At 35.7% G+C, this 26,099-nt stretch carries 27 protein-coding genes; 3 read left to right on the forward strand and 24 right to left on the reverse strand.

Translation table 11 applies throughout. From position 1 onward, the window contains the following. Nucleotides 1-412: 412 nt before the first annotated feature. Both IEV85_RS03705 and IEV85_RS03710 read right to left on the reverse strand, forming a co-directional pair. A complete protein-coding gene (locus IEV85_RS03705) occupies nt 413-1,945 on the reverse strand; it encodes a DUF5018 domain-containing protein (RefSeq protein WP_188460452.1) in 1,533 nt (510 codons plus the stop codon). 482 nt (nt 1,946-2,427) lie between these two features. After that, nucleotides 2,428-2,607, reverse strand: a complete 180-nt coding sequence (locus tag IEV85_RS03710) for a hypothetical protein (RefSeq protein WP_188460453.1) — start codon at nt 2,605-2,607, stop codon at nt 2,428-2,430. A 119-nt stretch (nt 2,608-2,726) separates the two neighbouring features. Between IEV85_RS03710 and IEV85_RS03715 the strand changes: the two genes are divergently transcribed. Further along, on the forward strand, nt 2,727-2,957 hold the full coding sequence (locus tag IEV85_RS03715; protein WP_188460454.1) for a hypothetical protein: 231 nt from the start codon (nt 2,727-2,729) through the stop codon (nt 2,955-2,957). 128 nt (nt 2,958-3,085) lie between these two features. Here the strand turns inward: IEV85_RS03715 and IEV85_RS03720 are convergent, their stop codons facing one another. From IEV85_RS03720 to IEV85_RS03770, 12 genes are all read right to left on the reverse strand, one after another. Continuing rightward, the gene (locus IEV85_RS03720) at nt 3,086-5,302 is read right to left on the reverse strand and encodes a S9 family peptidase (protein WP_229712493.1); all 2,217 of its coding nucleotides are present in this window, start codon (nt 5,300-5,302) and stop codon (nt 3,086-3,088) included. 233 nt (nt 5,303-5,535) lie between these two features. Then, nucleotides 5,536-5,637 (reverse strand): DUF7660 family protein, encoded by a 102-nt coding sequence (locus IEV85_RS25195; protein WP_425562876.1) that lies wholly within the window; start codon nt 5,635-5,637, stop codon nt 5,536-5,538. Nucleotides 5,638-5,833: 196 nt separating this feature from the next. Continuing rightward, nucleotides 5,834-6,148, reverse strand: coding sequence for a type II toxin-antitoxin system RelE/ParE family toxin (locus tag IEV85_RS03725; RefSeq protein ID WP_188460455.1), 315 nt, complete (start codon nt 6,146-6,148; stop codon nt 5,834-5,836). Next, nucleotides 6,141-6,392, reverse strand: coding sequence for a type II toxin-antitoxin system ParD family antitoxin (locus IEV85_RS03730; RefSeq protein ID WP_188460456.1), 252 nt, complete (start codon nt 6,390-6,392; stop codon nt 6,141-6,143). Before IEV85_RS03730 ends, IEV85_RS03725 begins: the two co-directional genes overlap by 8 nt. Nucleotides 6,393-6,680: 288 nt before the next feature. Then, nucleotides 6,681-7,451, reverse strand: a complete 771-nt coding sequence (locus tag IEV85_RS03735) for a hypothetical protein (protein ID WP_188460457.1) — start codon at nt 7,449-7,451, stop codon at nt 6,681-6,683. Nucleotides 7,452-7,690: 239 nt separating this feature from the next. Then, nucleotides 7,691-9,274, reverse strand: coding sequence for a PQQ-dependent sugar dehydrogenase (locus IEV85_RS03740; RefSeq protein WP_188460458.1), 1,584 nt, complete (start codon nt 9,272-9,274; stop codon nt 7,691-7,693). Between the two features lie 92 nt (nt 9,275-9,366). After that, a complete protein-coding gene (locus tag IEV85_RS03745; protein ID WP_188460459.1) occupies nt 9,367-10,392 on the reverse strand; it encodes a helix-turn-helix transcriptional regulator in 1,026 nt (341 codons plus the stop codon). 92 nt (nt 10,393-10,484) lie between these two features. After that, on the reverse strand, nt 10,485-10,922 hold the full coding sequence (arsN2, locus tag IEV85_RS03750; RefSeq protein ID WP_188460460.1) for an arsenic resistance N-acetyltransferase ArsN2: 438 nt from the start codon (nt 10,920-10,922) through the stop codon (nt 10,485-10,487). A 550-nt stretch (nt 10,923-11,472) separates the two neighbouring features. Next, the gene (locus tag IEV85_RS03755) at nt 11,473-12,096 is read right to left on the reverse strand and encodes a CatB-related O-acetyltransferase (RefSeq protein WP_188460461.1); all 624 of its coding nucleotides are present in this window, start codon (nt 12,094-12,096) and stop codon (nt 11,473-11,475) included. A 483-nt stretch (nt 12,097-12,579) separates the two neighbouring features. Then, nucleotides 12,580-13,011, reverse strand: coding sequence for a caspase family protein (locus tag IEV85_RS03760; RefSeq protein ID WP_188460462.1), 432 nt, complete (start codon nt 13,009-13,011; stop codon nt 12,580-12,582). A 172-nt stretch (nt 13,012-13,183) separates the two neighbouring features. Then, nucleotides 13,184-14,482, reverse strand: a complete 1,299-nt coding sequence (locus tag IEV85_RS03765) for a porin family protein (protein WP_188460463.1) — start codon at nt 14,480-14,482, stop codon at nt 13,184-13,186. A gap of 34 nt (nt 14,483-14,516) precedes the next feature. Beyond that, nucleotides 14,517-16,067: an SLC13 family permease gene (locus tag IEV85_RS03770; RefSeq protein WP_229712494.1), complete on the reverse strand. Its 1,551-nt coding sequence runs from the start codon at nt 16,065-16,067 to the stop codon at nt 14,517-14,519. Nucleotides 16,068-16,623: 556 nt separating this feature from the next. Between IEV85_RS03770 and IEV85_RS03775 the strand changes: the two genes are divergently transcribed. Beyond that, nucleotides 16,624-17,763, forward strand: a complete 1,140-nt coding sequence (locus IEV85_RS03775; protein ID WP_188460464.1) for a hypothetical protein — start codon at nt 16,624-16,626, stop codon at nt 17,761-17,763. A gap of 144 nt (nt 17,764-17,907) precedes the next feature. After that, nucleotides 17,908-18,069, forward strand: a complete 162-nt coding sequence (locus IEV85_RS03780; RefSeq protein WP_188460465.1) for a hypothetical protein — start codon at nt 17,908-17,910, stop codon at nt 18,067-18,069. Between the two features lie 25 nt (nt 18,070-18,094). Here IEV85_RS03780 and IEV85_RS03785 read toward each other — a convergent pair whose 3' ends face one another. The 10 genes from IEV85_RS03785 to IEV85_RS03825 form a co-directional block, all read right to left on the reverse strand. Continuing rightward, a complete protein-coding gene (locus IEV85_RS03785) occupies nt 18,095-18,931 on the reverse strand; it encodes a carboxypeptidase-like regulatory domain-containing protein (protein WP_188460466.1) in 837 nt (278 codons plus the stop codon). Nucleotides 18,932-19,327: 396 nt separating this feature from the next. Then, entirely contained in the window at nt 19,328-19,756 is a 429-nt protein-coding gene (locus tag IEV85_RS03790) for a DUF1801 domain-containing protein (protein ID WP_188460467.1), read from the reverse strand. A gap of 7 nt (nt 19,757-19,763) precedes the next feature. Then, on the reverse strand, nt 19,764-20,222 hold the full coding sequence (locus IEV85_RS03795; RefSeq protein ID WP_188460468.1) for a GyrI-like domain-containing protein: 459 nt from the start codon (nt 20,220-20,222) through the stop codon (nt 19,764-19,766). Then, entirely contained in the window at nt 20,203-20,988 is a 786-nt protein-coding gene (locus IEV85_RS03800) for a helix-turn-helix transcriptional regulator (protein WP_188460469.1), read from the reverse strand. The genes IEV85_RS03795 and IEV85_RS03800 overlap by 20 nt, the downstream gene beginning before the upstream one ends. 185 nt (nt 20,989-21,173) lie before the next feature. After that, a complete protein-coding gene (locus tag IEV85_RS03805; protein ID WP_188460470.1) occupies nt 21,174-21,848 on the reverse strand; it encodes a hypothetical protein in 675 nt (224 codons plus the stop codon). Between the two features lie 423 nt (nt 21,849-22,271). Further along, nucleotides 22,272-23,186, reverse strand: a complete 915-nt coding sequence (locus tag IEV85_RS03810) for a helix-turn-helix domain-containing protein (protein WP_188460471.1) — start codon at nt 23,184-23,186, stop codon at nt 22,272-22,274. Between the two features lie 18 nt (nt 23,187-23,204). Beyond that, nucleotides 23,205-23,423, reverse strand: coding sequence for a putative antibiotic biosynthesis monooxygenase (locus IEV85_RS25305; protein WP_488212628.1), 219 nt, complete (start codon nt 23,421-23,423; stop codon nt 23,205-23,207). A gap of 1 nt (nt 23,424) precedes the next feature. Then, nucleotides 23,425-23,880, reverse strand: coding sequence for a VOC family protein (locus IEV85_RS03815; protein ID WP_188460472.1), 456 nt, complete (start codon nt 23,878-23,880; stop codon nt 23,425-23,427). A gap of 9 nt (nt 23,881-23,889) precedes the next feature. Then, a complete protein-coding gene (locus IEV85_RS03820; protein WP_188460473.1) occupies nt 23,890-24,777 on the reverse strand; it encodes an NAD(P)H-binding protein in 888 nt (295 codons plus the stop codon). A 526-nt stretch (nt 24,778-25,303) separates the two neighbouring features. After that, complete coding sequence (locus IEV85_RS03825; protein ID WP_188460474.1) at nt 25,304-25,978, reverse strand: hypothetical protein; 675 nt, start codon at nt 25,976-25,978, stop codon at nt 25,304-25,306. Nucleotides 25,979-26,099: the final 121 nt, after the last annotated feature.

Raw genomic sequence — 26,099 nt, forward strand, 5'->3', positions numbered from 1 at the left:
AGTTATTGTTCACATATGACGCTGTGCCTATGCACTCATTTAATTTCTTCTAAAGTATTTAACAGATAATCAGGTACATTTTAATGCCCATCTTCTTTTCAATTTCAGCGCCATTTTCTACAAGTAGTTACACTATTATTTTAAGGTTTTCTCTGTGTGCAGCTGAGTGCAGGGCAGTTACGTGTTGCATTTGGACTGAATTGACATTGACACCAAAATTTATCAATTTTAAAACAATTCAAGATTTTCTTTGGCTATCGCTGAATTCAGTGCATTTACTTTAAATATAACACTATACGCACAATGTTTTCTAGCTGCGTATTATAGCCAGTTTTAAACTGACTACCATTATCAATTTATATCATATAGCCTATAAATAAATATATTCGATAATTTTCAAAGTAGAATTTAACTAATTACATATGTCCTCATCATCTTTTGTAATTACCACCCTTAAATTATTGATTTCAGACTTCTTATCGCATATCACTTGAGGAATACTAGTTAATGGATTATTTTTAATATTTAAAATTAATAAATTTGGTATATCTGCGATCTCAACAGGAAGTGCTGTAATGTAGTTATCATGAACATCCAGCCATTGTAATTTTGACATTTGCCCTATTTCAACAGGTAATTCATCCAAATTATTTTCCTGTAAGTGTAGCCTTTTTACCAATTTTAAGTTTTTTATTTCTGCTGGTATGGATGAAAGATTATTGTCATTCAAAGTCAATGCTTCTAATTTTTCCAAATAACATACTTCAACTGGTAATTCTTCTAAACGAGTTCCAACAATCGTCAAACTCTTTAGCTCAGATAATTCTTTTATCCTATTGGGGATTTTATTTATATATACAGTTGAAATTATTAATTCAGTTACTCTACCTTCAGAGATTGTTACACCTTGCCAATCATCCATGGTATCGGCACTCAAGTCCCAATCGAGGTAAGTATAACTGTAATTATAATCTTCATTTGCAAGGTATAATTCTTCCAGAACTGCTCTATCGTTTTCTAAAGCAGATAAAACAGTCACATAAACTTTATACTCTTGCTTGCTTCCATCTTCCGCAATTACTTCATAAATAATTGTGTTCCTAAAATCCTGAGGGTTACTGGTTGTTGGAGTAATGCTTGCTGCCTCATCAATCTCAATAATTGGAGTTAGATTGCTCAAGTCTGTATTGTAAGGTAATGCAAGAGATATTTCGTAATTGTTGTAATCAATACCAGCCTCATATAGAATATCGTTAATATTGAACTTAAATGACTTGATTTTCTTATCACTACTTAATTTATCGATTTGTACAATATACTCTGACTTTGTTGTGGCATCCTGAGCTGTAACAGTATATTTTACCTCTCCAGTAAAGTCCATGGCCTGATCACCTGCAGGGCTAATTGAAGCACCTTGCGATATTTCGATAGAAGGTATTAATGCTGATAAATCTGTTGTATCTGAGGTTTGAGCTTTTATTGTTTTGCCTTGAATAACAGCCATTATATTTTCTTCTAATTGCGCGTTATTGCTTGCTAAAAAGTTAAACGAAATAATATCTGCCTCTTCACTTTCTTTTACAGAAGTATTCACGGTATATTCTGTAGTGATATAGCCTTCCCCGCTAAGGGTATATACATTTGGCTTGCTAAAATCTTGCTGAACCTTACTGGAGGGGCTAATAACAACTCCTTCCGGAACGCTTATTGTTGGTGTTAAGTCTATGAGAGATGTATGGGCTGGGAATATTACATTAATTACCTTATCTTCCGTATCTATTGTTCCATATATGTCTTCAGAAAGGTTATTGTTATCGGCAACCTCAAATTTAAACTCTTTAATCAGAGGGGTTAATTTTTTTAATGGCCCTTCTTCTTCTCCTTCTTCACAGGAAAACAAAAGGGTGAATGAAAGAATAATTATTAGGGTTGCTTTAATTCTCATATTTTCTGTTTTTGTTTTTACAAGGTTGAACCTGGCACCTGTCAACATTAGATACAACTTTTAGCATATAGCAGGTAGAACGGTAGAAAGCGATATCCGCCAGCTGGTGGATGCTCTGAGCCAAAACGTTGTATTTTGTATTGTCATTCTATACAAGGTTATTGTTATCAGATGCAAAAATAAATCGACCGCATTAAACCAAAGTTATCTCAGGATAACTTCGGGCAATGAATGTTAAATTTACAATTCCCCCACTTTCAGTAATTTCTTTTTTTGTTACCAGGAAATCGCTTTGTCGGATTTTTAAATAAATTAAGAATTTAACTCTCGTTTATAGCAAAGGCAATTCTATAGAAAAGAAGTTATTTCAACATGCTGTTGAAATGGACAGATTCCCTTCTGCAAGGGAATGACGTTCTAATTGTAATTTGAGAAAAAAACTATCTTATTATACAAATGAACAGAAAACCAAGGTCTGTGGCTCACAGACCTTCCCCTTTTTGCTGGACTGTAAGCCGCAGACCAGTGAAGAAAAGACCTAAATAAGCAAGCACTAAATACTTACCACCACCACAAAAGCCGGCAATTATCGTCATCCCAGAAATTTTTGGAGAGCAACGGAAAAAATTATCAGGGATCTTTTCAATGAAATGAAATTTCATTACCTGACTTTTCTAGAATAATAGAAAAGATTGCTTTGTGCCTGGCAATGACTGTTTAATTGTAGTTTTATAGCAAAGGCAATTCTATAAAAAAGAAGTTATTTCAACATGCTGTTGAAATGGACAGATTCCCACCTCCCGATAATGATCGGGACAAGTTGCGTGGGAATGACTATGCTAATTGTAATTTGAGAGAAAAACCAAGGTCTGTGGCTCACAGACCTTCCCTTTTTTGCTGGACTGTAAGCCGCAGACCAGTGGAAAAAAAAGACCTAAATAAGCAAGCACTAAATGCTTTTCACCACCACAAAAGCAGGCAATTATCGTCATTACCGGATTTTATAGAGTAATAGACAAGATTGCCACGCTGTGCTCGCAATAACCAGTTGATTTTAGCTGATACTTAATTACTAACATTGCTTCTTGCCTCGCAATTACAATCTCTTTTTTCCTATCATAATTCATGAGGAGATACTTTTTATCTTCCTCCCGGAGGACAGTGTAATTTTAAATAGTTGGTATATAAGGTGGATAAATGTTCGAATGTTCCTTCCCCTTCACTCAGTCCATGAGATCTGTTTGGATAGGGCATAAACTGAAATTGCTTATTGTATTTTATCAATTCATTTAATAGAAGTTCTGCATTTTGATAATGCACATTGTCATCTCCGGTACCATGAATAATAAGTAAATTACCTTTTAGATTCTTGGCATAAGTAATGGGAGAACCTTTTACAAAATCTTCCATGTTTTCCTGGGGTAACCCCATAAAGCGTTCCTGATAGATATTATCGTACGTTAATTGATTACTTACAGCTGCGATTGAAATACCTGTTTTGTATATCTCAGGATATCGAAACATCAAATTTAAAGTAGCGGATCCTCCACCGCTCCAACCCCAAACTGCAACTCGTTCAGAATCTACAAAATCCCATTTCAAAATTTCTGTGGCTGCCATTGCCTGGTCATCAATATTTACAAGGCCAATTTTTCTGTAAATGGACTTTCTCCATTCTCTACCTTTTGGAGCAGGAGTACCTCTGTTATCAATTGAAATATAAATATAGCCATCGCCCTGCATATCACCTTTATACAAAAAGTTCCTGCCGATGTTATAGCTGTCTTTTACTGTAGCATTTGCAGGTTCTGTGTATACTAAAAACACGACTGGATATTTCTTATTTGGATCAAAATTGGTGGGTTTTACCATCCATCCGTCCATTTCAATGTTTTCTGCAGTTGTAATGGTAAAGAACTCAGTTTTTGGTTCTCTCTCTAACTTATTTATGTTTTGAAGGATGCTCTCTTCCCGGCTTAATGCTTTGTTTTTGGCAACATCAATAAACTCCGTAGTTTTAGGAGTATAATGGTTTGTAAAAGAATGCACTGCATAAGCTCCATTAGAAGAAAATGAGTAATCATGTGTTCCTTTTAACCTTTCAGGACTTAACAGTGTTTTTTTGCCTTTCCCATTTAACTTCGTCTTGAATAAATATTTTTGAGTAGCATTATTTGGTGAAGCTAAATAATAAACATATCCTTCTTCGTGATTTATATGTTTTACATCAATTACATCATACTCTCCTTTTGTGATAAGAATTTCCGGTTTTCCTTCTAAAGAAATTTGGTATAAATGTCTCCATCCATCTTTTTCTGAGGCCCAAAGAATGCTGTTTCTGTCTTTTAGAAATATAAAATTACTAGTGTAATCAATCTCATATTGATTACCTAACATAAATAAATCTACCCATGCTTCATCTGATTCTTCTTGAATCATTCTTGCATTGCCCTTTAGTGCATCGGCAATGAATAATTTGCTATGATTTTGCTTTCTGTTTAATTGCTGAATTAAAAGATCATTAGTTGATGGAATAAATTCCATTCTTACTAAGTAGTGCTGTGAAGGATCTCCGGGGATTTCCATCCAGGTTGTTTTGGCATTGGAAAGAGATACTACACCAACTCTACAAGCAGAAGGAGTTTCCCCAACTTTAGGATATTCTAAAGGGATTAACTGAGAATAAATTGAATCGGTATAATTGATCATGTAAAACTTCTTAATATTACTGGCATCAATTTGCCAATAGGCAATAGAATTACTGTCAGGACTCCAACGAAATCCGTCTCTACAGGCAAATTCTTCCTCGTATGCCCAATCAAAAGTTCCATTTATTAAAGAAACTGTTCCGTTAGTAGTTAAGGCTTGAATATTACCACTTTCGTAATCTTCACTGTATAAGTTATTTCCTGAAACATAAGCAATTTTGTTACCATCAGGAGAGAATTTTGCAAACATTAAGGAGGATGAGGGTAGTTTTTTACCGATTTGGGTCAACTTATTTGTTTTGAAGTTGAAAACCCAATAGTCACCTTTAGTATTTAGCCTCCAGACCTTTTTAGTATTGGTAAAAAGCAATACTTTTTCCTGGTCTTCTGAAAAAGTAAAATGAGCAACTTTTATTGGCTCTGGTTGCCCCTTAGGAGTAAGTTGTGCTTTACTAATTACCGTTGTTGCATCATGATCAGGTAATGTATATCTGACTAATTGATTTTCTTCCAATTTAAAATAAGAGTCTCCCTCATTGGTCCAGTTAACTTGTGCTTCTCCTATAAAACCAAAAGAGAAAAAACAAATGAACAGCAGAATTTTAAACAGATTTAGATTGAGGACTAAGGATTTTTTCACGAATTTCACTGGATTGTATTTATGGTTTATTATTGTTCTTTATATCTACTTCAAGTATTTTATCTTGTTTTATGGAAAGCTAACTGTCAGTCTAAAATGCAATTTTAGCCCCTATGTTGTGCTTTCGTTATTTTATTTTGGTTTTAATCTGTTCAAAATTCTCATTCAATAGCAATTCATATAATTCTTTAACTTCTTTCCAGTCTGAAGCTTTGAATATCTTCTGTATATGCTTCCATTGCTTATAGAAAGTCTTCAAGAGTATTATTTTCCCAATTCGATTTATTCTCTTTTAGGTCTTCTCTAAATCCTTTCAGAAATTCCAGGAATTCAATTCTTGTCATTTAGTCTTTATTAATGAAGCACAATGCCATTGTATAAATTCGCGGCTGATTAAAAGTATGAAAATTTAGGTTAACTACCGAGGTAATCCGTAGGATTGGCTTATTAAATTAATTTTCACTAATAAGTGAACCCTGCGGATTGACGGGCTTTCTACAAAGAGTTAAATAACAATAACCTACTAGCACCCATGATTTATTACAGGATGTTGGGTGTAGCTGCTATTTGGTTCTTCAGATCCATCCTTTCGTGAAGTATTCTAATCACTTCAATTTCCTCTTCTGAAATGATATGGTAAAATATGATGTGCTTTCCAGTTTTCAGTCCCAGCAAATTCCTGCTTATTCCAAAGTATTCTTTCCCAATTTCAGGATTTTCTCCAATTCCTTTACAAGCAAATTTGATGGTAGCGTAGTATTTGTCGGCTTGATTTTCCGACCATTTTTTGAAGGTATATTCCCAAATATCATTCAAGTCATCGATGGCTTCTTGCCTCAAAACAACTTTAGCCATTTTTGCTCTTCCCTGCCTTTAACCGTTCAAGGTTTTTGTCAAAATCAAAATTTTCAACTCTCGGACTATTCAGTCCTTCTTGTATAGCAGTTTTTAGGGCAATCACCTTACTTTCTTCATTTTCCAATAGTCGAAGTCCAGCTCTGATTACTTCACTGACATTCTTATATCTGCCTGCAGATACTTGAGTCTGAACAAATTGGTCGAAATAATCCCCAAGAGATATGGATGTATTTTTACTCATTTGTTTATTCTTTTCTTAAAAGTACCAAAAACTGGTATATTAAGCAAATTACACCCAACGATTAGCTAATGATATAAAAGTTGTCACTATACCTTTTATAGATTCATTTTAAACAAACGCTTGTAAACACTTACAAACAGCTTGCTGTCGTTTGTTTTATTCACAGCACTTAAGTAGCTTCTCCTTCAATCAAATCCTAAGATTTCATTTAAAAGCAATGAAAAATGCCTAAAGGTAGGTAGTGGGATTGAGAGATAATCTGTAAATGAAAAGAAGGCAGTGGCTTTTTCATTTATAGCCTTCGTAAGGACTATCGAACGTTATCCAATTAGTCCACTTTTCATCAGAGTTTCCAGAAGAACCCATCAAGCTAAATCGGATTTTATATTGACTATTTTCTTCAAAATCAAAAGCACCTGAACACATTCCGTGTCCCACCTCCAATTTTCCGTCTTCACCCATAATCAGATAATAGGTGTTTTCTTCTTTAGTGTTGGTATTATAAAGTTCTGTTTTTATTAAAGAATTTGACAAGCCATTTATCTTTAAGTCAAATATGACATAAATGGCCGGACCACAACCATACCAAATGATTGTCTTATCCACTAGTTTTGGCTCTTTTATCCATTTTGGATTTTCTTCATCAAGCTTATCATTGACTTTCCATGAAATTGGCTCATATTCTTCTTTCTCTGAATTCCATTTTGTCCAAATTCTATTTTCCCATTCATCAAGATTACTTATTTTAAGGGTGTAGGTTTTCCCTTTTGTCAGTTTGGACTTAGGCCTTACCAAAGCCTGCGTTATTGAAAACATCCCTTTACATCTTTCAAGTACATCAAGTTCTATTCTCTGTTCTCCTGACTCTAGATAAATAAAGTAACTTATGTTAAGGGAGTCAATAATTCTTTGGCTTCTCGCATAGCCTTCAACTACGATTATACTATTCTGATTTAACTCTGTTGTTGTAGAGTAAACCCAAATCCCACCTGAAGAGCAATCTGCGAGAACTTCACCTAATATACATAGGTTAAAAATTACAAGGAATAAGTATCTCATAGTCTCTTTATTAAAAATGGTTAACAAATGCTTATTTCATGATTATTATATTAAAGTAGCTTCTCCTTCAATCAAATCCTAAGATTTCATCCTAAAAGCAAGGAAAAATAAATGGAAGTAGGTGTTAGTTTCTTATCAAGTGATTAATCTTTCAGCTTGATTAATTACATCATGACAATCTGCTCCGTAGAACTTACCGCAGCAGATTGTTATGATAAAGAATGCCTATTAGTTCATTTTCAATTTTTAACCGCCTTATTTACCACCCTCAAAAGCCTGCCATTTTCTTCATCCGTCAATAGGTAAAGCTGGTTATCCGGAGACACTACTGCTTTTCTGAGCCTCACCCTGTCATTAATAAATAGTTCTTCAGCAGCAACAACTTTCTTATTTTCTAATTTCAGGTGCCATAAGTTGCCTTTGCTTAAGCCGGGAACTATCACCTCCCCTTCCCATAACGGAAATTCTCTTCCGTTGTAAAAGGTGAGGCCCGTTGGTGCAATGGTATGCTCCCAAAAATGCACGGGATCTTTAAAAACTATATTTTCAGGCACTTGAGGAGTGTAATCACTTGTTCTGTAGCCTCCGCTTGTTTTATAGGGCCATCCGTAATTGGCTCCTTTTTCAAGAATATTCAGTTCATCACCTTGGAAAGATCCATGATCAGTAAACCATAAATCGCCTGTTGAAGGGTGTAAAATAATCCCTTGTGTTGCTCTTATGCCTAAGGCAAATAATCCAGGGGCAGCATTCTTACCAAAATCAGGATTATCGGCAGGCAGGGTGCCATCCGGATTGATTCTTATGATCTTCCCTCTTTTATCTGTAACATCCTGCGCTGTAGGCAAAGGCGGATTTAGGTGCTCATAAAAATTTCTCTCCCCAGTGGCAATGTATAGTTTTTCATCTTTACCAAAAGCCATACCACCTCCGTAATGAAATAAACCATGGGAATAAGGTCCGGCTACATACAATGTTTCCAGATTGTTTAGCTTATTTCCAGTCAGTTTCCCTCTTACTACCTTAAGAGCACTCTCTTTAGCTTCATTTTCAGCAGCATAAGAAATATACAAATAGGAATTTCGCTGAAAGTCAGGATCAAGTAGCACCTGAAACCAGCCGGCATTAAAGCGATGCATTTGCCCTTGAGCATGAGCCGGAAATACGCCATTTGGATGTTTTACTGTATCAATTTTAATTGGACCAGCTACATCTTTAGGCAAGCCTGAGATGCCGGATTTTAAGCCGGATTGGAGATTGACCTTTACAATACTGCCATCTTTTTCAGCAATAATTGCTTCTTCAGCAGATAAAAAAGCGATGCTCCAGGGCCGTTTTAGGCCTTCAACCACTGCTTCCTTTGCCGGATTTGCCACCATTTCAGCAGGGCTTTTAGGAAGTGGTGCAGCTGAAGTACATTTAGAGACAATTTTCCATTCTCCCAGTATCTTCTTCAAAAGTAAAAGATCATTGTACCTGTTCCCAAAGTATGGAATATCTATCTGCAACTGGGCAAAAGCCACATCCTCCACAATATGGATATCAACTATTTTATTAATCCTGTTATTGTAAGTACCCGGAACACGTTTATCATACAAAGAAGCGTATTGCTTAGAAGTCATATAAAAGGCTGAATCTGTCCCATTATATAAAAACATTCGTGTATCCGGAAAAAATGCGGCATTGATAGAATCCGGATAATTGTAAGTAGTACCTACAATAAATTTCTGAATGGTTTGAGTGATCTGCTCGTGGTCAGTTTGTGCGAAGACTGAGCTTGTTAAAAAGAGCCAAAACAAGGCTGTGATTTTGAAAGTTTGCATGTGTATTATTTTTTCACAATCATACAGCAATACAAAATATAATGGGAAAAATAGGCATTCAGAGTTCTTCGGAATGATCAAACAGAAGGAAATTAGGCCAAAGAAGCCTTTTTAAGCTCCCTTCTATACTCTGCGGGGGTGCAGTTTTCTATTTTTTTGAAGGCTTCATAAAATGCAGAATTAGACCTGAATCCAGATTCGGACCCCACACCTTCCATGGATAGCTCCGGACGAAGCGCTATCAATTTTTTGGCTTCATTGATTCTGTACTCTCTCAGAAACTGAGTAAAACCATGGGTATAATGCTTGTTCAACAATTGGGAAAGTGTTTGCCTGTTAATAGAAAGCGCCATCGCCAGATCCTCTAATTTCAAATCAGATCTCATATAAGGCCTGGTAGTTTGCATATGATGAAGCAAGCGCTCCAACAGTTGATCTTCATCTTTCAGTTCTCTGTTTTTCATCTGAACTGTAAAATTACCTGATGAAAGTAAAATGCTCCCAATAATATAATAAAGGACCAAGGAAAAAATGATAGCTCCCCAGATATAGGTAAATACTCCAAATAAGGCTATTTGGTAAGTTATAGTAATGCTAAGAATAGCAATGGTTATAACTGTAAGGTAATGCTGCTCCCTGGACATCCCTTTGATGGAAAAACCTGACTGCCTGAGCACCTTTATATATTGAGCAATTCCTAAAAGCATACAAACTGACCAAACAGCATAAATACCAAAAACAATATAACCATTCCAGATGGCAGGAAACTGCCTATAAGCAAAGATAAATCCAATGCTAACTATAGCAACCAATAATGAGAGCAGAAATATACGATCTTTCCTTTCCGTCCTTTTCTGCTTCAACCTAACACTTTTTACAAACAGATAGTAAAAGGGGCCGATAAGCAGGCAGGCGGAAAGGCCTATCTGTAGAATTAGTAAATCCACATTTTCAGTAAAAACATAAAGTACTGACTTGCCAATTCTTATGCTTAATGCCAACAGAAGACCTCCTAAATAAAGATCCGGCACCTTTCTTTTAGGTTTCAGCAAACGATAGGCGCCAATGAGCAAACCGTTGACTACACCAAAACAAGTAAGAGTAAATAATAGCGACATAGTAATAAAGTAGTGTCAAATAATTTTGTAGCCAGCCCTCCGTGCAACATATGGAATAACCTAACTATTTGGATTAAGTGCTCATAGCAATTTTATGAGGGTATAAGCTCAGTAATGTCTCTCCTCATGTATACAGAACTTGAAGGACACAATTCCGAAAACTCTTTGGAACGGGAAATTGCTATCGGTGCACTTAATCTTTCCACTCTCAAAAACCCTTTTTTCTCAAAATACTCAGCTGCAGTGGTTGTCAGCAGATGTAAAGTTTTAATGCCTTCTTCCTTGCATTTATTAAGTAATTCGTGAAGCAATTCCGTCCCAATTCCTTTGCTTTTATATGAATCATCCACTGCAAATGAGCGTAAAAGTGCATCTGAACCATACTGCTCAATTCCTATACAGGCAATCAGCTGCTCCCTTGATTTTCTGGTAATAAATATCACCTGCGAGCTAAGGAGATCTTCATAAGGGAGCTTATTTTCTTTCAACAAGTTTGAAATCGATGCTAAGTCATCTTGCTTGATAGGCATTGTTTCCATAGGCTTTGAGGATGGATAATTATCAGGTGAAGTTAATAAAATTGCAAGAATTTTGCTGTTCTATTTTTAATATAATCTACCCTCATTTTTAATGAAACAGGAAGTAATTCCATAGCTGAATTTACATCACAAAAGAAAGGTTATTTTGCTCACCTAACCAGTTAGAGTAAAAAATGTGCTTCCCACTCTCCCCATTCCAAATAGAGACAAAGAGGGGTTTCACTACTAAATTGGGTGGGAAATTTTACTAAAAAAAAGACAAACAGTTACTTCAAACCTTGATTTAACTATGGCTTCAATCAATAACCTAAATCAGCTTACTCAAATTTAAAGCCTTATCCAAAAACAAAAATTCCAGGATCAAAATGGTGAGCCTTCCCGGAACAATGTATTGTCTGAAACCCACAAAAAGAAAATTAGCTAATGAAGGGATCTCCATACTTTAAAAAGCAGTTCATTATCTTTTGTCAATTCTCTAATAATTCCCTATTGAAAACGTATCTCGGCTATGGCGTATTAGCCATTGCTTTGCGTTCATTTTTTATTCAATTATTTTTTCAATTTCGTTATCTGACAAGTTCCGAATATTCTTCGTGATTTTTTCTACGTCCCAGTCCCACCATTTAAGTTCTAATAATTTTGCGATTTTGTTTTCAGAGAATCGTTTTTTAATTTCTGTTGCAGGATTTCCTCCAACTATTGAATAGGGTTCAACATCTTTAATAACAGTTGAGTTTGTGGCAATAATTGCTCCATCTCCTATTGTTACTCCAGCCATAATAGTTGCGTTATACCCAATCCAGACATCGTTACCGATATTAATATCCCCTTTTTTCGTGTAACTCTTTCCAGCCATTGCATGTTCCCAACCTTTCCCAAAAATGGCAAAAGGATAAGTTGATAATGAATCAGTCAAATGGTTTGCCCCATTCATTATGAATTTAACATCAGAGGCAATCATACAAAACTTCCCAATTTTTAACTTATCTCTTACAAAGTCAAAATGGTATTTTACATTCTTCTCAAAGTTCTCTACATTTTCAAAATCATCATAGTATGTATAGTCACCAATGATTATATTAGGGTTCTTCACTACATTTTTTAAGAAACAAAGTCTGTCGTAATTTTCTAGTGGGAACTTTGCGTCTTTATCTGGTCCTATCATTCAGTTTTAGTTTTATTTGATCTATTGTAGGCTTAAATGAAGCAAAACAGCTTGGATAAAACCTGTTTGCTTTACGCTGGTTATGAAAAGTTAAACCTAGCAATTTATGCGGTATCCAACAAGGCAGTCTGTCAGATTAAAGTTATTTCCCAATACAACGATTCTAGTGGGTTGGTAAAATAAGACAAGAACTTTTAGATGATTACCCAAAAAGGCAAGCTAATCAAGACATAAAAAAACGACTTTCTGTGTGCTTTGTGATTACAGAGAGAGAGAAGATCCCATAGATAAAGTGAAAGGATATTATACTTTATCTAATACTAGCATATCTAGAGATTAATTCCTTCACAATTGCAAAAAAATTCCCAAAGCATTTGATAATATACCCACTACTATATTAGGTAGACTTGCAAGAGATAAGTCCTTAAGAGGCACAGGATAAGTTGAAAAATTATTGGTATAACAGGTGAGTGTCCCAACAAGTTAGTTTGTTCTGTAATGAAAAAAGAAACCGTGTCCTGCGTAATAGAAAATAAATTTTTGATCTTTTAAAAGTTGTTTGATACTATATGGTAATTCATTTTCAAATGCGCTTTTTGTAGCATCTTTGTCTAACCATATTGTGATATTGTCTTCGGGAATTTGAAATTCTTCACGAAGCATTTTTTTGAATTTCGTTGTATCGTTTCTAGGGTACTTAACTGGCATAATTCCTGCCGAACCGTCATTAAAGCGATAATCTTCAATGGCAATAATCACCGCAAAATACCTAAAAGTACGCAGAAGGTTTAGGTAAGGAATAAGGGTTTCAGGAAATCTTAGAGGAGAATATATGAATTGCACCTTGTAAAATAATATAGCTCCTGTATAATTTATTAGATTTGGAGTTATTTCTTGTCGACTTGTTAGCAGCAATTGTTGAGGGTTAGCCTACAGGACCTATTAGGCAATCACACGAGAGTCAATGATATATACCTGAAAGTCAGTAACAAATGATTTACACTTGTGTAGTCTCATTTTAGATTACATATAAACCCTAAGAATAAGGCTCTTGTCCGGGCAAAGGTAGCAGCTCCGGAATGTACATTTATACTATTTGAACTTGAATTGATACATCAATACCATAAGGGAATTCCTTGAGTTTTTTTATTGAAGAGTCCTTCATAACTACAGGCCAGTTTTGATAACCCATAACGAATTTCGAATTATGACCATCAACCAAAAAACTAACCCCTCCTTCATAAAGCATAACCGGGTCCTCAAATTTGTCTAAATCTGAATATTGAGCCAGGAAATACGGTTGTACACTTTCTATGAATGTATCTTGTTTAAACTTTTGTAAATAGCCTGCCTGAAAAACTAAAATGTCTCCCGTACCGTTTACGGGAATCGCATTCCCCACACCGTTAAAAGAAGTACTTGTACCAGCATCTGCTATAGTATTGGCCGCCAGATTACGTACATAATTGGGGCCAATATCATGGTTTATATAGGCTGTATAAAGCGTCCAAGAATGATTATTGGTAAGTGCCTGTTCATAATAAGCATCTATAGCAAATGATCTCGCTGCGTGGGTTAAAGTATCATTTAGTGCGGTAAGGCTTTGAGACGACTTGGTTTGGTTTGTAAACCCCGCACCTATGTTAAGAATATTTCTTGTCCCTTGATAGGTGCCGGCACTAAATGGGGCGTTAGGCTCATGCTCTCTAAACTGATACTTCACATAAGCAGAAGTATATACTGCGTTTGGATTATAGGTTAGTTTAGCATCTTCTGATAGAGCGGTGCTACTCACCCTGTTCATAGGTTTTGACAATACTGCCCGATAATCAAACTTTCCTGCAATGCCGTGTGCAGCTACAGAGAATTTACGGTACAAATCATCTTGAAAATTAAGTAATGGCCCGGATGCAAAATTTACATCGAGCCCTAAAGAATTAGACGAAGAAGGTGCCGCATACCTTGACAAGCCAGTCCAGGGGTTCTTTCCAGCTGTGATTATAATATGATCACTTAGCTTGTAGCTCATATAAAGCTCCAACAATATTGGGGACATATTGGGTGATTTTAAATTCATATTATTGTTGCCCAACAATAAAGCAAAATCTATTTTGTCTGAAGCTTTCCCTTTAAACCCTAAGCGATATCTTCTTACCGATATATCCCATACATTTTCTGCCGGGTTGTTATTGATTGTAGTGCCTGGGTTTAAATCACTATAACGCAGCCAAAGCTGCCCGGAACCATTTATCGATAAGTTGGAGAGAATTTTTTCCCCTTTATTAAGCGTATTAGGCTGTGCTATCAAACTATGGATGCCCAATAGGCAAATTATACCCGACACAGCAAGCCTTATTCTAAAACTTTTAGATGTTTTAAAAATCATAATTTTACAGTTTTAAGAAATTAAAATTGGGAGCTTATGGATGTGAAGAGTTTATAAATTGCTTAAAAACTTCAGGAAAATGAAACTTATCTATATCCCATAAATAAGGCAGAAGGAAATACGTAATCACGGTTACCACCAGGATAGAAACTATATTCAGCACTACCCCTACCCTGACCATTGACGATATTTTAAGGTATCCGGAGCCAAAAACCACAGCATTAGGTGGTGTTGCTACAGGTAACATAAACGCACAGGATGCCGCAAGTGTGGCTGCAACCATAATCATATAGGGGTGTATTCCCATAGAATATGCAATAGGAGCTAATACCGGAAGTAGCATGGCGGTAGTCGCAAGATTAGAGGTGATTTCAGTAAGAAAATTAACCGCTGCCACCAGAATAAGCATAAGAAGGAAGAGTTCCATTCCCTTTAAATAGGAGAATTGTGAAGCAATCCAATCAGCAAGCCCTGTATCTGTAAATCCTTTTGCCAGGGCCATACCTCCACCAAAGAGCAGAATGATTCCCCAGGGTAGTTTTACGGCTTCTTCCCAAAGCAATAGCTTTCTATTTGATGATTTGGTAGATATCATAAATAAGGCTATCGCAGCAATGGTAGCTATGATCGTATCATCAATAATGGGAACAAAAATTTGAATAAATGACCTGAAGACCCATGCTAGTGCCGTTAAGACAAATACAATCAATACCGCTTTCTCTTCATAGGAAATCTTACCCAGATCTTGAAGCATGCTTTTGATTTCTTTGTGACCTCCCGGAAAGACTTCGTCACTAACCTTAAAAGCAAATTTTGTTAAATAGATCCAGCACAGAAAAAGCAGTAAAATTGAGACAGGTAAGGCAAACAGCATCCATTGCACAAAACTGATCTTAACGCCATAAAGCCCTTCTATTACCCCTGCTAAAACCAGATTGGGAGGAGTACCTATTAAAGAGGCAAACCCTCCGATAGATGCACTGTAAGCAATGGATAGCATAAGTGCCCGGCCTAATTTCTTCTCCCGCCTTTTACTTGTTTTTGTACCAAATTGTTTAATTATGGCGGTACCTATGGGAAGCATCATAACTGCCGTTGCCGTATTGGAAATCCACATTGACAAAAATGCAGTGGATACCATAAAGCCCAGGATGATATATTTCACTTTAGAACCAACTATATTCAGGATGTTTAATGCAATGCGCCTGTGAAGTTGCCACCTTTCAATCGCCAGGGCTAAAATAAACCCTCCAATATATAGAAACACGTATTTGTGACCATAGGATGGTGTTGTAGACTCTAAGCTTAATGCACCCGTCAATGGGAACAGAACGATAGGCAGAAGGGCTGTAACAGCAATAGGTACAGCTTCGGAAACCCACCATATTGCCATCCAAATTGCGATAGACAAAACCTTGAACGCTTCCGGTGCAATCGTTTGCGGAGTATCTAAAAATTGTAGTGCACAAAAAACCAAAGGCCCCAAAAAAAGTGCATAATTTTTCCATTTTTTCGGTTCTTTTCTGTCAGGATTTCTCTTGACAGGAATTCTCTTGACAGGAATATTCTGTACCTCTTTAAGCATGAGTATTTTATTTAAATTGTGAATAGACTTTACCTATATAAAACTCAAAAGATTGATGCTTTTAGTTGGTGAATACCAACCTCAAAACCTTATAGAGTCGATAATTTTATAGATATTTTTTAGCTATTCTATGCTTAAATTGGATTTTATTGAATTTCATCGATTTTTATTGAATTTCATTGAATTTTATTATTTAATCACTAATTATTTAGTAATATTCTGATTCAGAATATTAAATTAAAGAGTCGTATTAAACTTATGGATATTAAAAACCGGAGTCTATTAATGGGTAGAGATGTACTGTCAGTCCCCTTAAAAATAGCCGGACTATTTTAGGATTAACAATCGTGAAATTTCAAAATGAGGACCACTGGGATAATTGATCAAATGAATTTCTTTCCCAATTCCTAAAAAATGTATTCTAAATTGTAAAGATGTTATTGGTAACTAATCCTACATTAAATAACCTGTTTTAAATATCGATGGGTCAGAATCATATATAAATAAAATCATCTCTATAATGCCTATAATCACAATTTAAAATCAATTAAACTAAATGGATGACCTTTATAAACACATAACAGAAAAATTAGAGAAACTATACGGCCCCTTTGATGCCGACAAAAAGCGATTCAAAAAATCGAACAATTCAAAAATTGCACGTGACCTCGGCTATAGTGATGCCCAGTTTTCACGTTTAATCAATGGGACGGCCACACCCGGGGAATACGAGAGAACATTACAGAATGTTGATCGCATACTTAAGATAAAAGAATTCGAAGAGAATACTCAGGAAAGCAATTCGCCCCAATTCTATCTTATAAAAAAGAAAAACTGGATCATAGGAACGTTATTGTTTTTACTATTAACTTCTTCAACGCTATTGATTTTAAATCTTACAGCCAAAAAAACAAATGTTGAAGATTACTCAAGGGACTATACATTAAGGTGGGCTTTTGAAACCGAATTTGTAAACCCGTACACTAAATTAGAGGAGCTTCCCGCAGATTGTAACTTCCCTTGTTATAAGTTACAGGGGCAATGGGAACTCAATAAAAAATACAAAATACCCCTCTATATAGAGACTGATGGCTTTCACTATCAAGCGACCTCAGTAAAAATGTATACACGATGTGCTATCAATATAGAATCCGATGGTCGTTTACTAGAAGGTTATGAATACCAAATGCACGAAATCTGGTATGACAAAACAGAATCAGATATATCAACATTTATGAACAATAAAGAAGGTGATGATGGTGAAGAAAGCAATTATGAAGCACTTGACTTTACTAAAGACAGTAGGTTTGTAAAAGTTGCGACAGTTCATACGCTATTTAGAAACAGGTTCACTATTGGTGATTCTATTACCAGAGATGGGCAGGTTATTGGTAGGGACTTGGTGTATGTAGCGCAGGATATATTAAAAAATAAACTTAGCGAAGAAAAAGTGAATTTTATCAACAAAAAACTAAATCTAATCGCCAGAAAGGGGTTAGAAGATTTTTCCCGACCTATAAACTGTTTACAGAGCCCTCTGCCAGGTAGTGATTTTCATGAGGTTAAAGAAGGAGATTTAATGACATTTACATGCAAACTAACCACTAATAGAGTTCCTACTCTTTATACAAAAGCCTTTAAATTTACCCGGCAATTTATCAAGAGTTCCTGTAGGCAATCTTCAGATAAAGAATAGCGACTCCTCCGTTTTGAAAATGGCTTAATTACAAGATGAGTTCCTATATATCACACATTTAAAAGTTCGTGAGCTACCAGAAAGTTAAATACACAATCAAATTATATAGATTGCCCCACAAGAAATAAAGTGGTACTACTCTTAATGAAGAGAACTTGCCCTCACCTGGATAGCTATCATGATGCTGCCTTTTTAGAACTCACCCAGCCAAAGGAAGGGCTGGCAGACTCCTGCTTTATCATCGACAAATCTGTCCCCTCTATTCTCGGAAGAAAGGGGACAGATTTGTTATTAATAACGTGTTAACTCGATATTTTCATTTTAATGCTTGTTATGGAGCTTCATAAGATGTCCCCATTACCTTTATGTCCCATTCAACAAATTCCTCCCATTTACCTAATGCTTTATACCTGATTAAAGATTTCAGTGAGGTACTGCTTTTACATCCTATTAAAGGAAGAGGCTCCTCAATTTCCACCCATTGAAATCCAATGTAAAATGGTTCAGTCAGCACCATATTTTCATCACTTAAATCGACTTCAAGCCAACCTTTCTTTAAAGTGCTTCGAATCACTTTCTGATTTCTGAGAACCTGTGCCTCTGGTAAGTTTGTGGATTTGTTAACTGTGTAGATATTGAGTAAAAGTAAGAATTCTCTTTCTAGTTCATTTAGTATATTCAGACTAACCGAGTTTAAGAATATTTCAGTTTTAGGTTCAATTAACATCACAATCTCAGAACCTCTGTCTCCTTTTTGAATCCAAATAAATGAATTATGCTTTTTCTTATTTCCATATTCCTTTGTTTTTCCTCTTAGCTTTTTTGAGGCTACAATAACTTCTTCGAGGAATTCTGCTTTCTCAGTTAGTTCAATCTCAACATAGTCATATGCCGACAGACTATCTAATTTCAGGTTTACAGTATTATATCCAATATGTGAAATCGTCAACATCTTGTTAAGATGTTCAGTTGGTATTACAAGCTCAAACTCTCCTTTTTCATTGGTAACAGTCCCAACGTTTGCTTTTGCAATTCCAACGGTAGCAAACATTATTTGCTGATTTGCTGATTTTATTTTCCCTTGAAGCGTTTTCCCTGTGCTGGCAGTTTGACTAAAAGCACTCGTTAAACTGAATAAAAGGAATATTGTGAAAGTCCAATTTCTCATACGCTCTTTAACGCCTGTACCCCCTTTTTGCCGGAGCGAGCAGGCTATGTAATTTGAAACTAGTAATTTATATCTTCTTAAACAACGTAGCCTGAAAGATAGAGGAAATTTCCTGCAGTGGCCCAGGCTACAAAAAGTCTCGCTATGGTTTGTAGTCTGGTATGGAATGGAGCCGAACACATCGAAAGAATGGGTTGAGAAAAGTGTTCCAAAACATATCGATTTTCTCCATTCTTTATAATAGATTATTAGTTACGGGTATATTTGGTAAGTCTTCTGATTAACGCCAGTTAAAGTACCTTTTGCACAAACCTTACGTCTACAAAAAACAATAGACAAAGTACTTAATCCGCTATTGCTTATACACATTATTAGCTATGTTTTTTTATTCAGGTTTCAAATTCCCAATGTAAGCAGTTCTTTAACATTGTGATAGGTCAAAGATGCCTTAATACATTCCTTCAATTCTATTTCTGGAATTTTTTGGTTCAATTGAAAGACGATTGCCCGTTTTCCTTCAAACTGAAATGTATGTTCAAAAACCAATCTAAATGTATCAACTAATCTACTTGTACATTGAAAATACATAGCATATTGGCCCGGTGTTTTTTCTTTCCAGTCCATTCGCAGAGTACTGCCTTGTTTGGTCACAAAACTGGGTTCTCCCCACTTCAGGGTTTCTTCCAAAACGGTTATACCTTCAGTTTCTTCTGCTGTTTCTATGACCAATTCCCTAAGACGTTGCATTTTATCCCGAACAAAGTCGGGATAATTTGCAAAAACTTCATTTACTCGTGGGTCTGTTTTAAATGTTAATTTACCCATTCATTTCTTATTTTACACCTATATAAAAATCTACTTCGGCATCCGATGGATTTTGTGCTTTTCCTCCGAAAATCTCAAAATCGGCATCATAGGTTCTTTCCAGTTCCATTTCAAATATTTTCAGCCATTGATTAACAACTAAACCTTTCATCAAGTCTCCTTTTGCTGTGGTTTTTAGGTATGTCCCACCTTCAAATGATTTGCCCACCATACCCCTGGGAACACTTTCCAGGTTTTCAACTTTGCAACCCAATATTGCTGTATAGGGTTTTGTATAGTCACTTTCATAGTCTGTATAAAGTGAATAAATTTCATTGTTAACTTTATTAGGGATTTTTGTCAAAATATTCCCGGACATAAACTCCTCCCATAGTTCAGCAATCTCTTTATTTGCCTGTCCATTCTCGTTTGTTGTTCTAATCGAGATTCCGATAATGTTAAATGGTTCAATTTTTACTGTTTGCATCTTTTAAAATTTGATGATTTGATGCAAATGTAGGTTGGCCTTGTGCCATAGGTGTGTCAGGGGTATTCATATATTTTTCTCTACATTTTTCGAGATACTGTTGCAAAGTCATTTTATGCGGTTCGAAATGACTATCCAAGACTTCTATTTTCCGGATGCAATCCAAACGGAATGCTCTAAAATCATTTCTTAATTTGCAAAAAGCGATCAATACCCAATTGTCCTGTGTGGTGTACAATGCAAATGGCTCTACTTCTCTTTGGCTTTCCCTGTTTTCCAATGACACATAATCAATTTTTATCGTTTGATAATTTGATAGAGTAGATTGAAGTTGTATCAAAAAATTACTTGTTTTTTCATTTTCCAAATTGTTTCGTACTTGAATTCTGTCGGTCAACAGCTCCGTTTTTTCTTTTTGACTATATTTTAAGACCGATTTAATTTTTGTTATTGCTTTTTCGTAATGTTCGGTAAAGGATTGGTCTTTATTTTTTCTGATGAGGTGTTCGGCTGTTATCAAGGCATTTGCTTCCTCCTGTGTAAACATAACTGGCGGAATGTTATAACCATCCATCATAGTATAGCCTTTTCCTTCTTCCGTTACGATTGGAATCCCTGATTTCTCCAGGGTTCGGATGTCCCGATAGACTGTTCTAATACTTACATGGTGTTTTTCGGCAATATCCTTTGCAGTTACAAGGCTTTTGGATTGTAACTGGGTGAGAATTGCTGTCAATCTTGCAAGTCTGGGTTTTTCTTTGTCCATTGGTTTTTTGTTGACGGTGTCTAAATACAATCTATGATGGACGGGGATTAAAAAAATCTAACCTTTCCTCACAAAAGCTACACCTTAATATAAATTTATCCTCATACATATCGGGAGTGGCGGATCTTCCTATCGAAAGCTTTCGAAACCCCACAAAAATATCCAGACCGATGCCTTCCATTCACTCATAACACTTGTTGTAGCTCATTCTTTCTTAATGCTACATCCATTGTCCACCAATATTTTTTTTGAGTTAATGGCCAGAGTTCACAAAGAACATCATATTGACCATAATAAACCCATTCCCAAGTTACCATTGTTCTTATCAAGAACCTTACTTTAAGTCTCTTCTTTATTGCTTGTTGCTCCTCTTTAGAAATTCCAGCCTTTTCCAATTTGGCAATATTCGTTTTTTGTAAGGCTTCTGAAAACTCTGTATCCAAGAATTCCTCACACAATAATGACCAGTTGTCATTCCTTTGTTTTGCCTTGATAGAGAGTTGGTCATGTGCAAGAACGTCTTTTGATTCAATTCCAAGTAAGAAAATCAATTCGTTATTGTTAACTAAGGCACTGACTGGATGGGTATTAGTTCTAAGCTCCTGGACTTTTGAAAAGGGTAATTTTTTAGATCGTTTTAAAAAACCGTGTCTGAAATAATAACCATTTGGGAAATAAAAATGATCTGATTCAATCCTGCAATTGAATTTTTTTCTTCGGAATCTTTTTAGCCATTCGTAGTACTCATCCTCCTTGATCATGTATACCAATAAGCCACCAGACATAAGCAGCCCTATTATTGATTCTGTCAACAGCTTACCTTGAGTTATCAGAAAAAGGCAAGCCGCAGTTGAAATCAAACAAATAAACTTTAGAAATAGATTCATCCTTATGAGCTACAACATTTTAACAGGCAAACAATTTCGCTTATTCACTTTATATTTTTCCTAACCGACAACAAAGACTTACATGCATTTACAAATGCTTATTTCGCAGTTCTTATATTCAAAGCACTCAAAATAGCTTCTTCCTCAAACAAATCCTAAGGTCTCATTGAAAAGCAATGAAAAATACCTGGAATCAGGTAGTGGATTTAATCATTTAATTTGGAAATAAAGGCTTCTTCAGAAGTACTAGTGGAGCACTTGCAACCCTGAGCGTTTCAACAATGAAAGTAGTGTTTTGAATTAAATATCATCAACGAATAGCACAAACCGATCTTCGCTGCTTGGCTGGATTTCTTATGGCTTTTCATAGCACAGAAGGCTGGCAGAGGGGCTATTTTAGTTAAATGATTGTCTGAATTCCAAAGGTGAAATGTTGGTTTTTTTCTTAAATAGTTTACTGAATGATTGCGAATGTTCAAAGCCCAAATCATAGGCAATTTCGCTGATGGATCGATTGGATGTGGATAATCTTTGTTTGGCTTCGCTAATCAATTTATCGTGAATATGTTGTTGTGTGCTTTGACCTGTTAGTGACTTCAATAAATTACTCAAATAATTGGGGGAAATGTTCAGTGCATCTGAAATGAATTGAACAGTAAGAAGCCCTTTTCTGATTAAATCGTCACTTTTAAAGTAGTTGTTCAGTGTATGCTCTAAAGCCGTTAAAATTTTATGATTGTCGATTTTACGGGTAATAAACTGCCTTTGGTAAAACCGTTCGGAGTAGTTGAGCAGGGTTTCAATTTGCGAAACAATGATACTTTGACTAAATGAATCAATATTGGTATGGTATTCTTGTTTAATGTTTTCAATAATGGCATTGATGATCCGTTCTTCTTTATCTGATAGAAACAGGGCTTCATTCACGGAATAATCAAAAAAATCATACTGCTTTATCGTTTTTGACAATGCTGTTTTCCAAAAAAAATCAGGATGAATGAGTAACAACCAGCCTTGCTGTCTTATCAGTTCGTCTTTAGAATGCTCTATTCTAAAAACCTGATTGGGCGAGATGAAATACATTAGTCCTTCCTCAAAATCATATTCACTTTGGCCATAGCTGAACTTGCCATTAAAATCTCTTTTTAAAGAAATTGAATAGTAGTCCAGCACCATATTGATAGGTTCGCTGTAATGCTTAATGTCCTGAACGTTAATGACACTAATTAAGGGGTGCTCAGGTGGCGGTAAATTTCTTGAGCGATGAAATTCGCTAATCGTTTTAAAATGACTTAATTTTTGTTGTTCCATCCAGCTTTTATTTCTGACTTATTTAACGAGCCAATTACGGAATTTACGTTGCAAAACACTTAATAAAAGTACCATCAATGGCACCAAAATAATCGTGGATACCAGCGTTCTCACTAACTGATGAAGATCTGAAAGATAGGGCATTATTAAAAAAGAAATAATATTTAATAAGGGATAAATACATATCCAGCTCAACACCATCATTTTCCATATTTTTGGAGGCTTTACTTGCTTCATGCTATGGGTTCTGGAGTTTTAGTTCTTCACTAAATTCGATTTTATTTCCAAAAGGATCGTTAATGAAAGCTACACGTTTTCCAATAACAGGAACTTCAAAAGTTCTGACAATTTCAATATCCCGAAGTTTCAATGCGCTCATTGTAGCTTCCAAATTATCCACGTTAAAACACAGATGATCATAACCCAGTTTTACTTCTGAAAGTGATTCCTGATGGTCCTTAACTCCTAATACTTCAAGGATAAAATTGTTATCTCCCGGAGGAGCAATAAGTGCCAGTTGCATTTCTCCGGCAGTAAATTCTTTCACTAACCTGAAGTCCAGGTTTTTCTGGTACCAGGCGATAAAGGCTGTGTAGGCTGTTGTTCGTATGGCGATATGCCATCCCCTAAGGTCATGAAACACGCTCGTTTCATTTTTTGTGGGATAGGTAAGTGTTGAAATTGAATTTTCCATGATTATATTTTATTGTTGATGAAAAGCTTTGGCGAACTCCCTTGCGTACTGTTCTAATTTTATATTACCTAATTCGGGTTTGTTTTTTTCATAATCTTCACCCATTCGTCCTGAACTGATGGAAGCATTGATCGCTACTAAATCCTGCGCGAACTTTTCTGGAAGTCCCCTTTCCTTCAAACTTTTTTCAACATCGGCATCTGAAAAAGGAACCCAATCCAAATCAGGGCGGTCAATCGCTTGTCCTAAAATATGTGCGGTTTCTGCCGCGGTTTTTTCATCGCTGGCTACATATCTAATTCTGGTGCTTTCTTCAGCTCTTACCATCAATTCTTCGCTCACCGCCTGTGCAATATCTTCCGGGTGTACCCAGGCTATTTTATCATCCCTTTTAAAATTGGACCCGATAATGCCGGTATTCTTGATCATTTCAATATAATTGAGCAAATTATAATAGAAAGATACGGGGCGGATATAGGTTTTATGTACAGCATCTAACTCATTTAAGATGAATTCAGCGTGATGGGATCCCAGAATGGTTCCTGTTCCCAGATCCAGGTGTGCTCCCCAACTGCTTAAAAATACAATTTGTTCAACACCAGAATTTTGAATGGCCTTTCTATAATTTTCTGCGATTCTTTTATAGTACCCCAAACTATTGAACTCCTTAAAATTTGGCGGAATCATCAAATACACAGCATCAGCACCCTGAAAGGTTGCGTTCAAAAATAAGACATCATCAATACTACCAATCGCTGCAGTAGCTCCTGTTTTTTCAATGTCCTCTCTTCTGTCCGTACTGCTGCTTATTACAACAACCTGGTGCGTATTTGCTGTCAGAATTTTTGTGAGCGGTTTACTTATATTTCCCAGAGAACCCGTTACTACAATTTTCATCTTTCTGTTTTTAAATTATAGAACAAAGTTAGGGTTGGAAGAAGAGAATGAGGTAGCCTAATCTACGTTTGATGTAGTCACTTCTATGTTTAGGCTGTTGGTGTTGTGCAGATTACTGCTAACCCCAGGCTAAAATCAATAGGCTTGATTGTTAATTTGTTTAAAATTATCTGATCTTAACGTGCTTTGTAAGCAGTTCGGTAAACCTATGGATTTTTAGCACCTGTGGTGAGCAATTTATTCTTCCAATTTTTTAAATAAGAATTCAGCTACTAGTTATGGAGAAGCTGGATTTCGACCAGTGATCAATAAGCTATCTTCTTGAGCATATTGGCCTCAGTCATCTCCTTTTGAAAATATACCACATTTTTCTTTTTGCATATCTTTTACTGGTAAAAGCTACAACATTAGTTAACTGTACAGCTTCCTACTCAGTATTTGAAAATCCAGTAACCTTTTTGCCATTTACAAGAGGTGTACCATCTCCATTTTTAATATGTTTGAAAAAACTGTGTCAGCGATAGATTTATATTACAGATTCTCTATCTTTTGATAGCTTATAATATCCTTGCTCTGTCAGTTTGTTTGCAACTTCTGTTCTACCCTTTGCACCATTCTCAATTATATAGTCCAATTCTCTTTTTGTTAAAATAGCTACATTTACTAAGGATATTTCCTCAATACTTAGCTTGATTTTATCTAAAACTTCATTCGTCTTTAATCCTAATAGAACACCAGTTTCTCCATTTACACCTAAAAACTTACTCGGCAAGTCAATTCCGTTAATAGTTGACGAAATATAACCGTAATCATTCAACATATAAGAAATATTTGGATTGGAAGCAGCCATACTACTTACTTGTCTAAGAATATTAAATTCCCACGAATCAATAATTTCTTGAATATTATTGTACTTGTTTTCAGAGATGGCATAAAGTTCTATGCCAATACCATTGTAGGATTGGTTTTCAGTGTTTGCATCATAATCATCATATGGATCACTTAAACCATCTGAAGAGATAATTATTTTATCGTGTAATTGTACTCCAATATGAGCTTGTCTCAAACAGGGCCATCTTGGTCCTCCCATGAATGATGGATTTATCATATTTCCTATAACATCAGGAAATAATTTTCCAATACTCTTCCAATAATCTTCTCGCTTTTCACAAGATATTTTAAAATGCTCTTCGTAATTCATTTAATGTTTTCTTTGAGGGTTATAGTTAACGGACAATGTATGCATAGTTATTGTTTTTCTTGTAATATAGTTGCGATTTCCCACCCCGTAATTCAATCCTACGGATGGACGGACTTCCTAC

Origin of the sequence: Marivirga lumbricoides (assembly GCF_014636295.1) — a bacterium.
Lineage (GTDB): Bacteria > Bacteroidota > Bacteroidia > Cytophagales > Cyclobacteriaceae > Marivirga > Marivirga lumbricoides.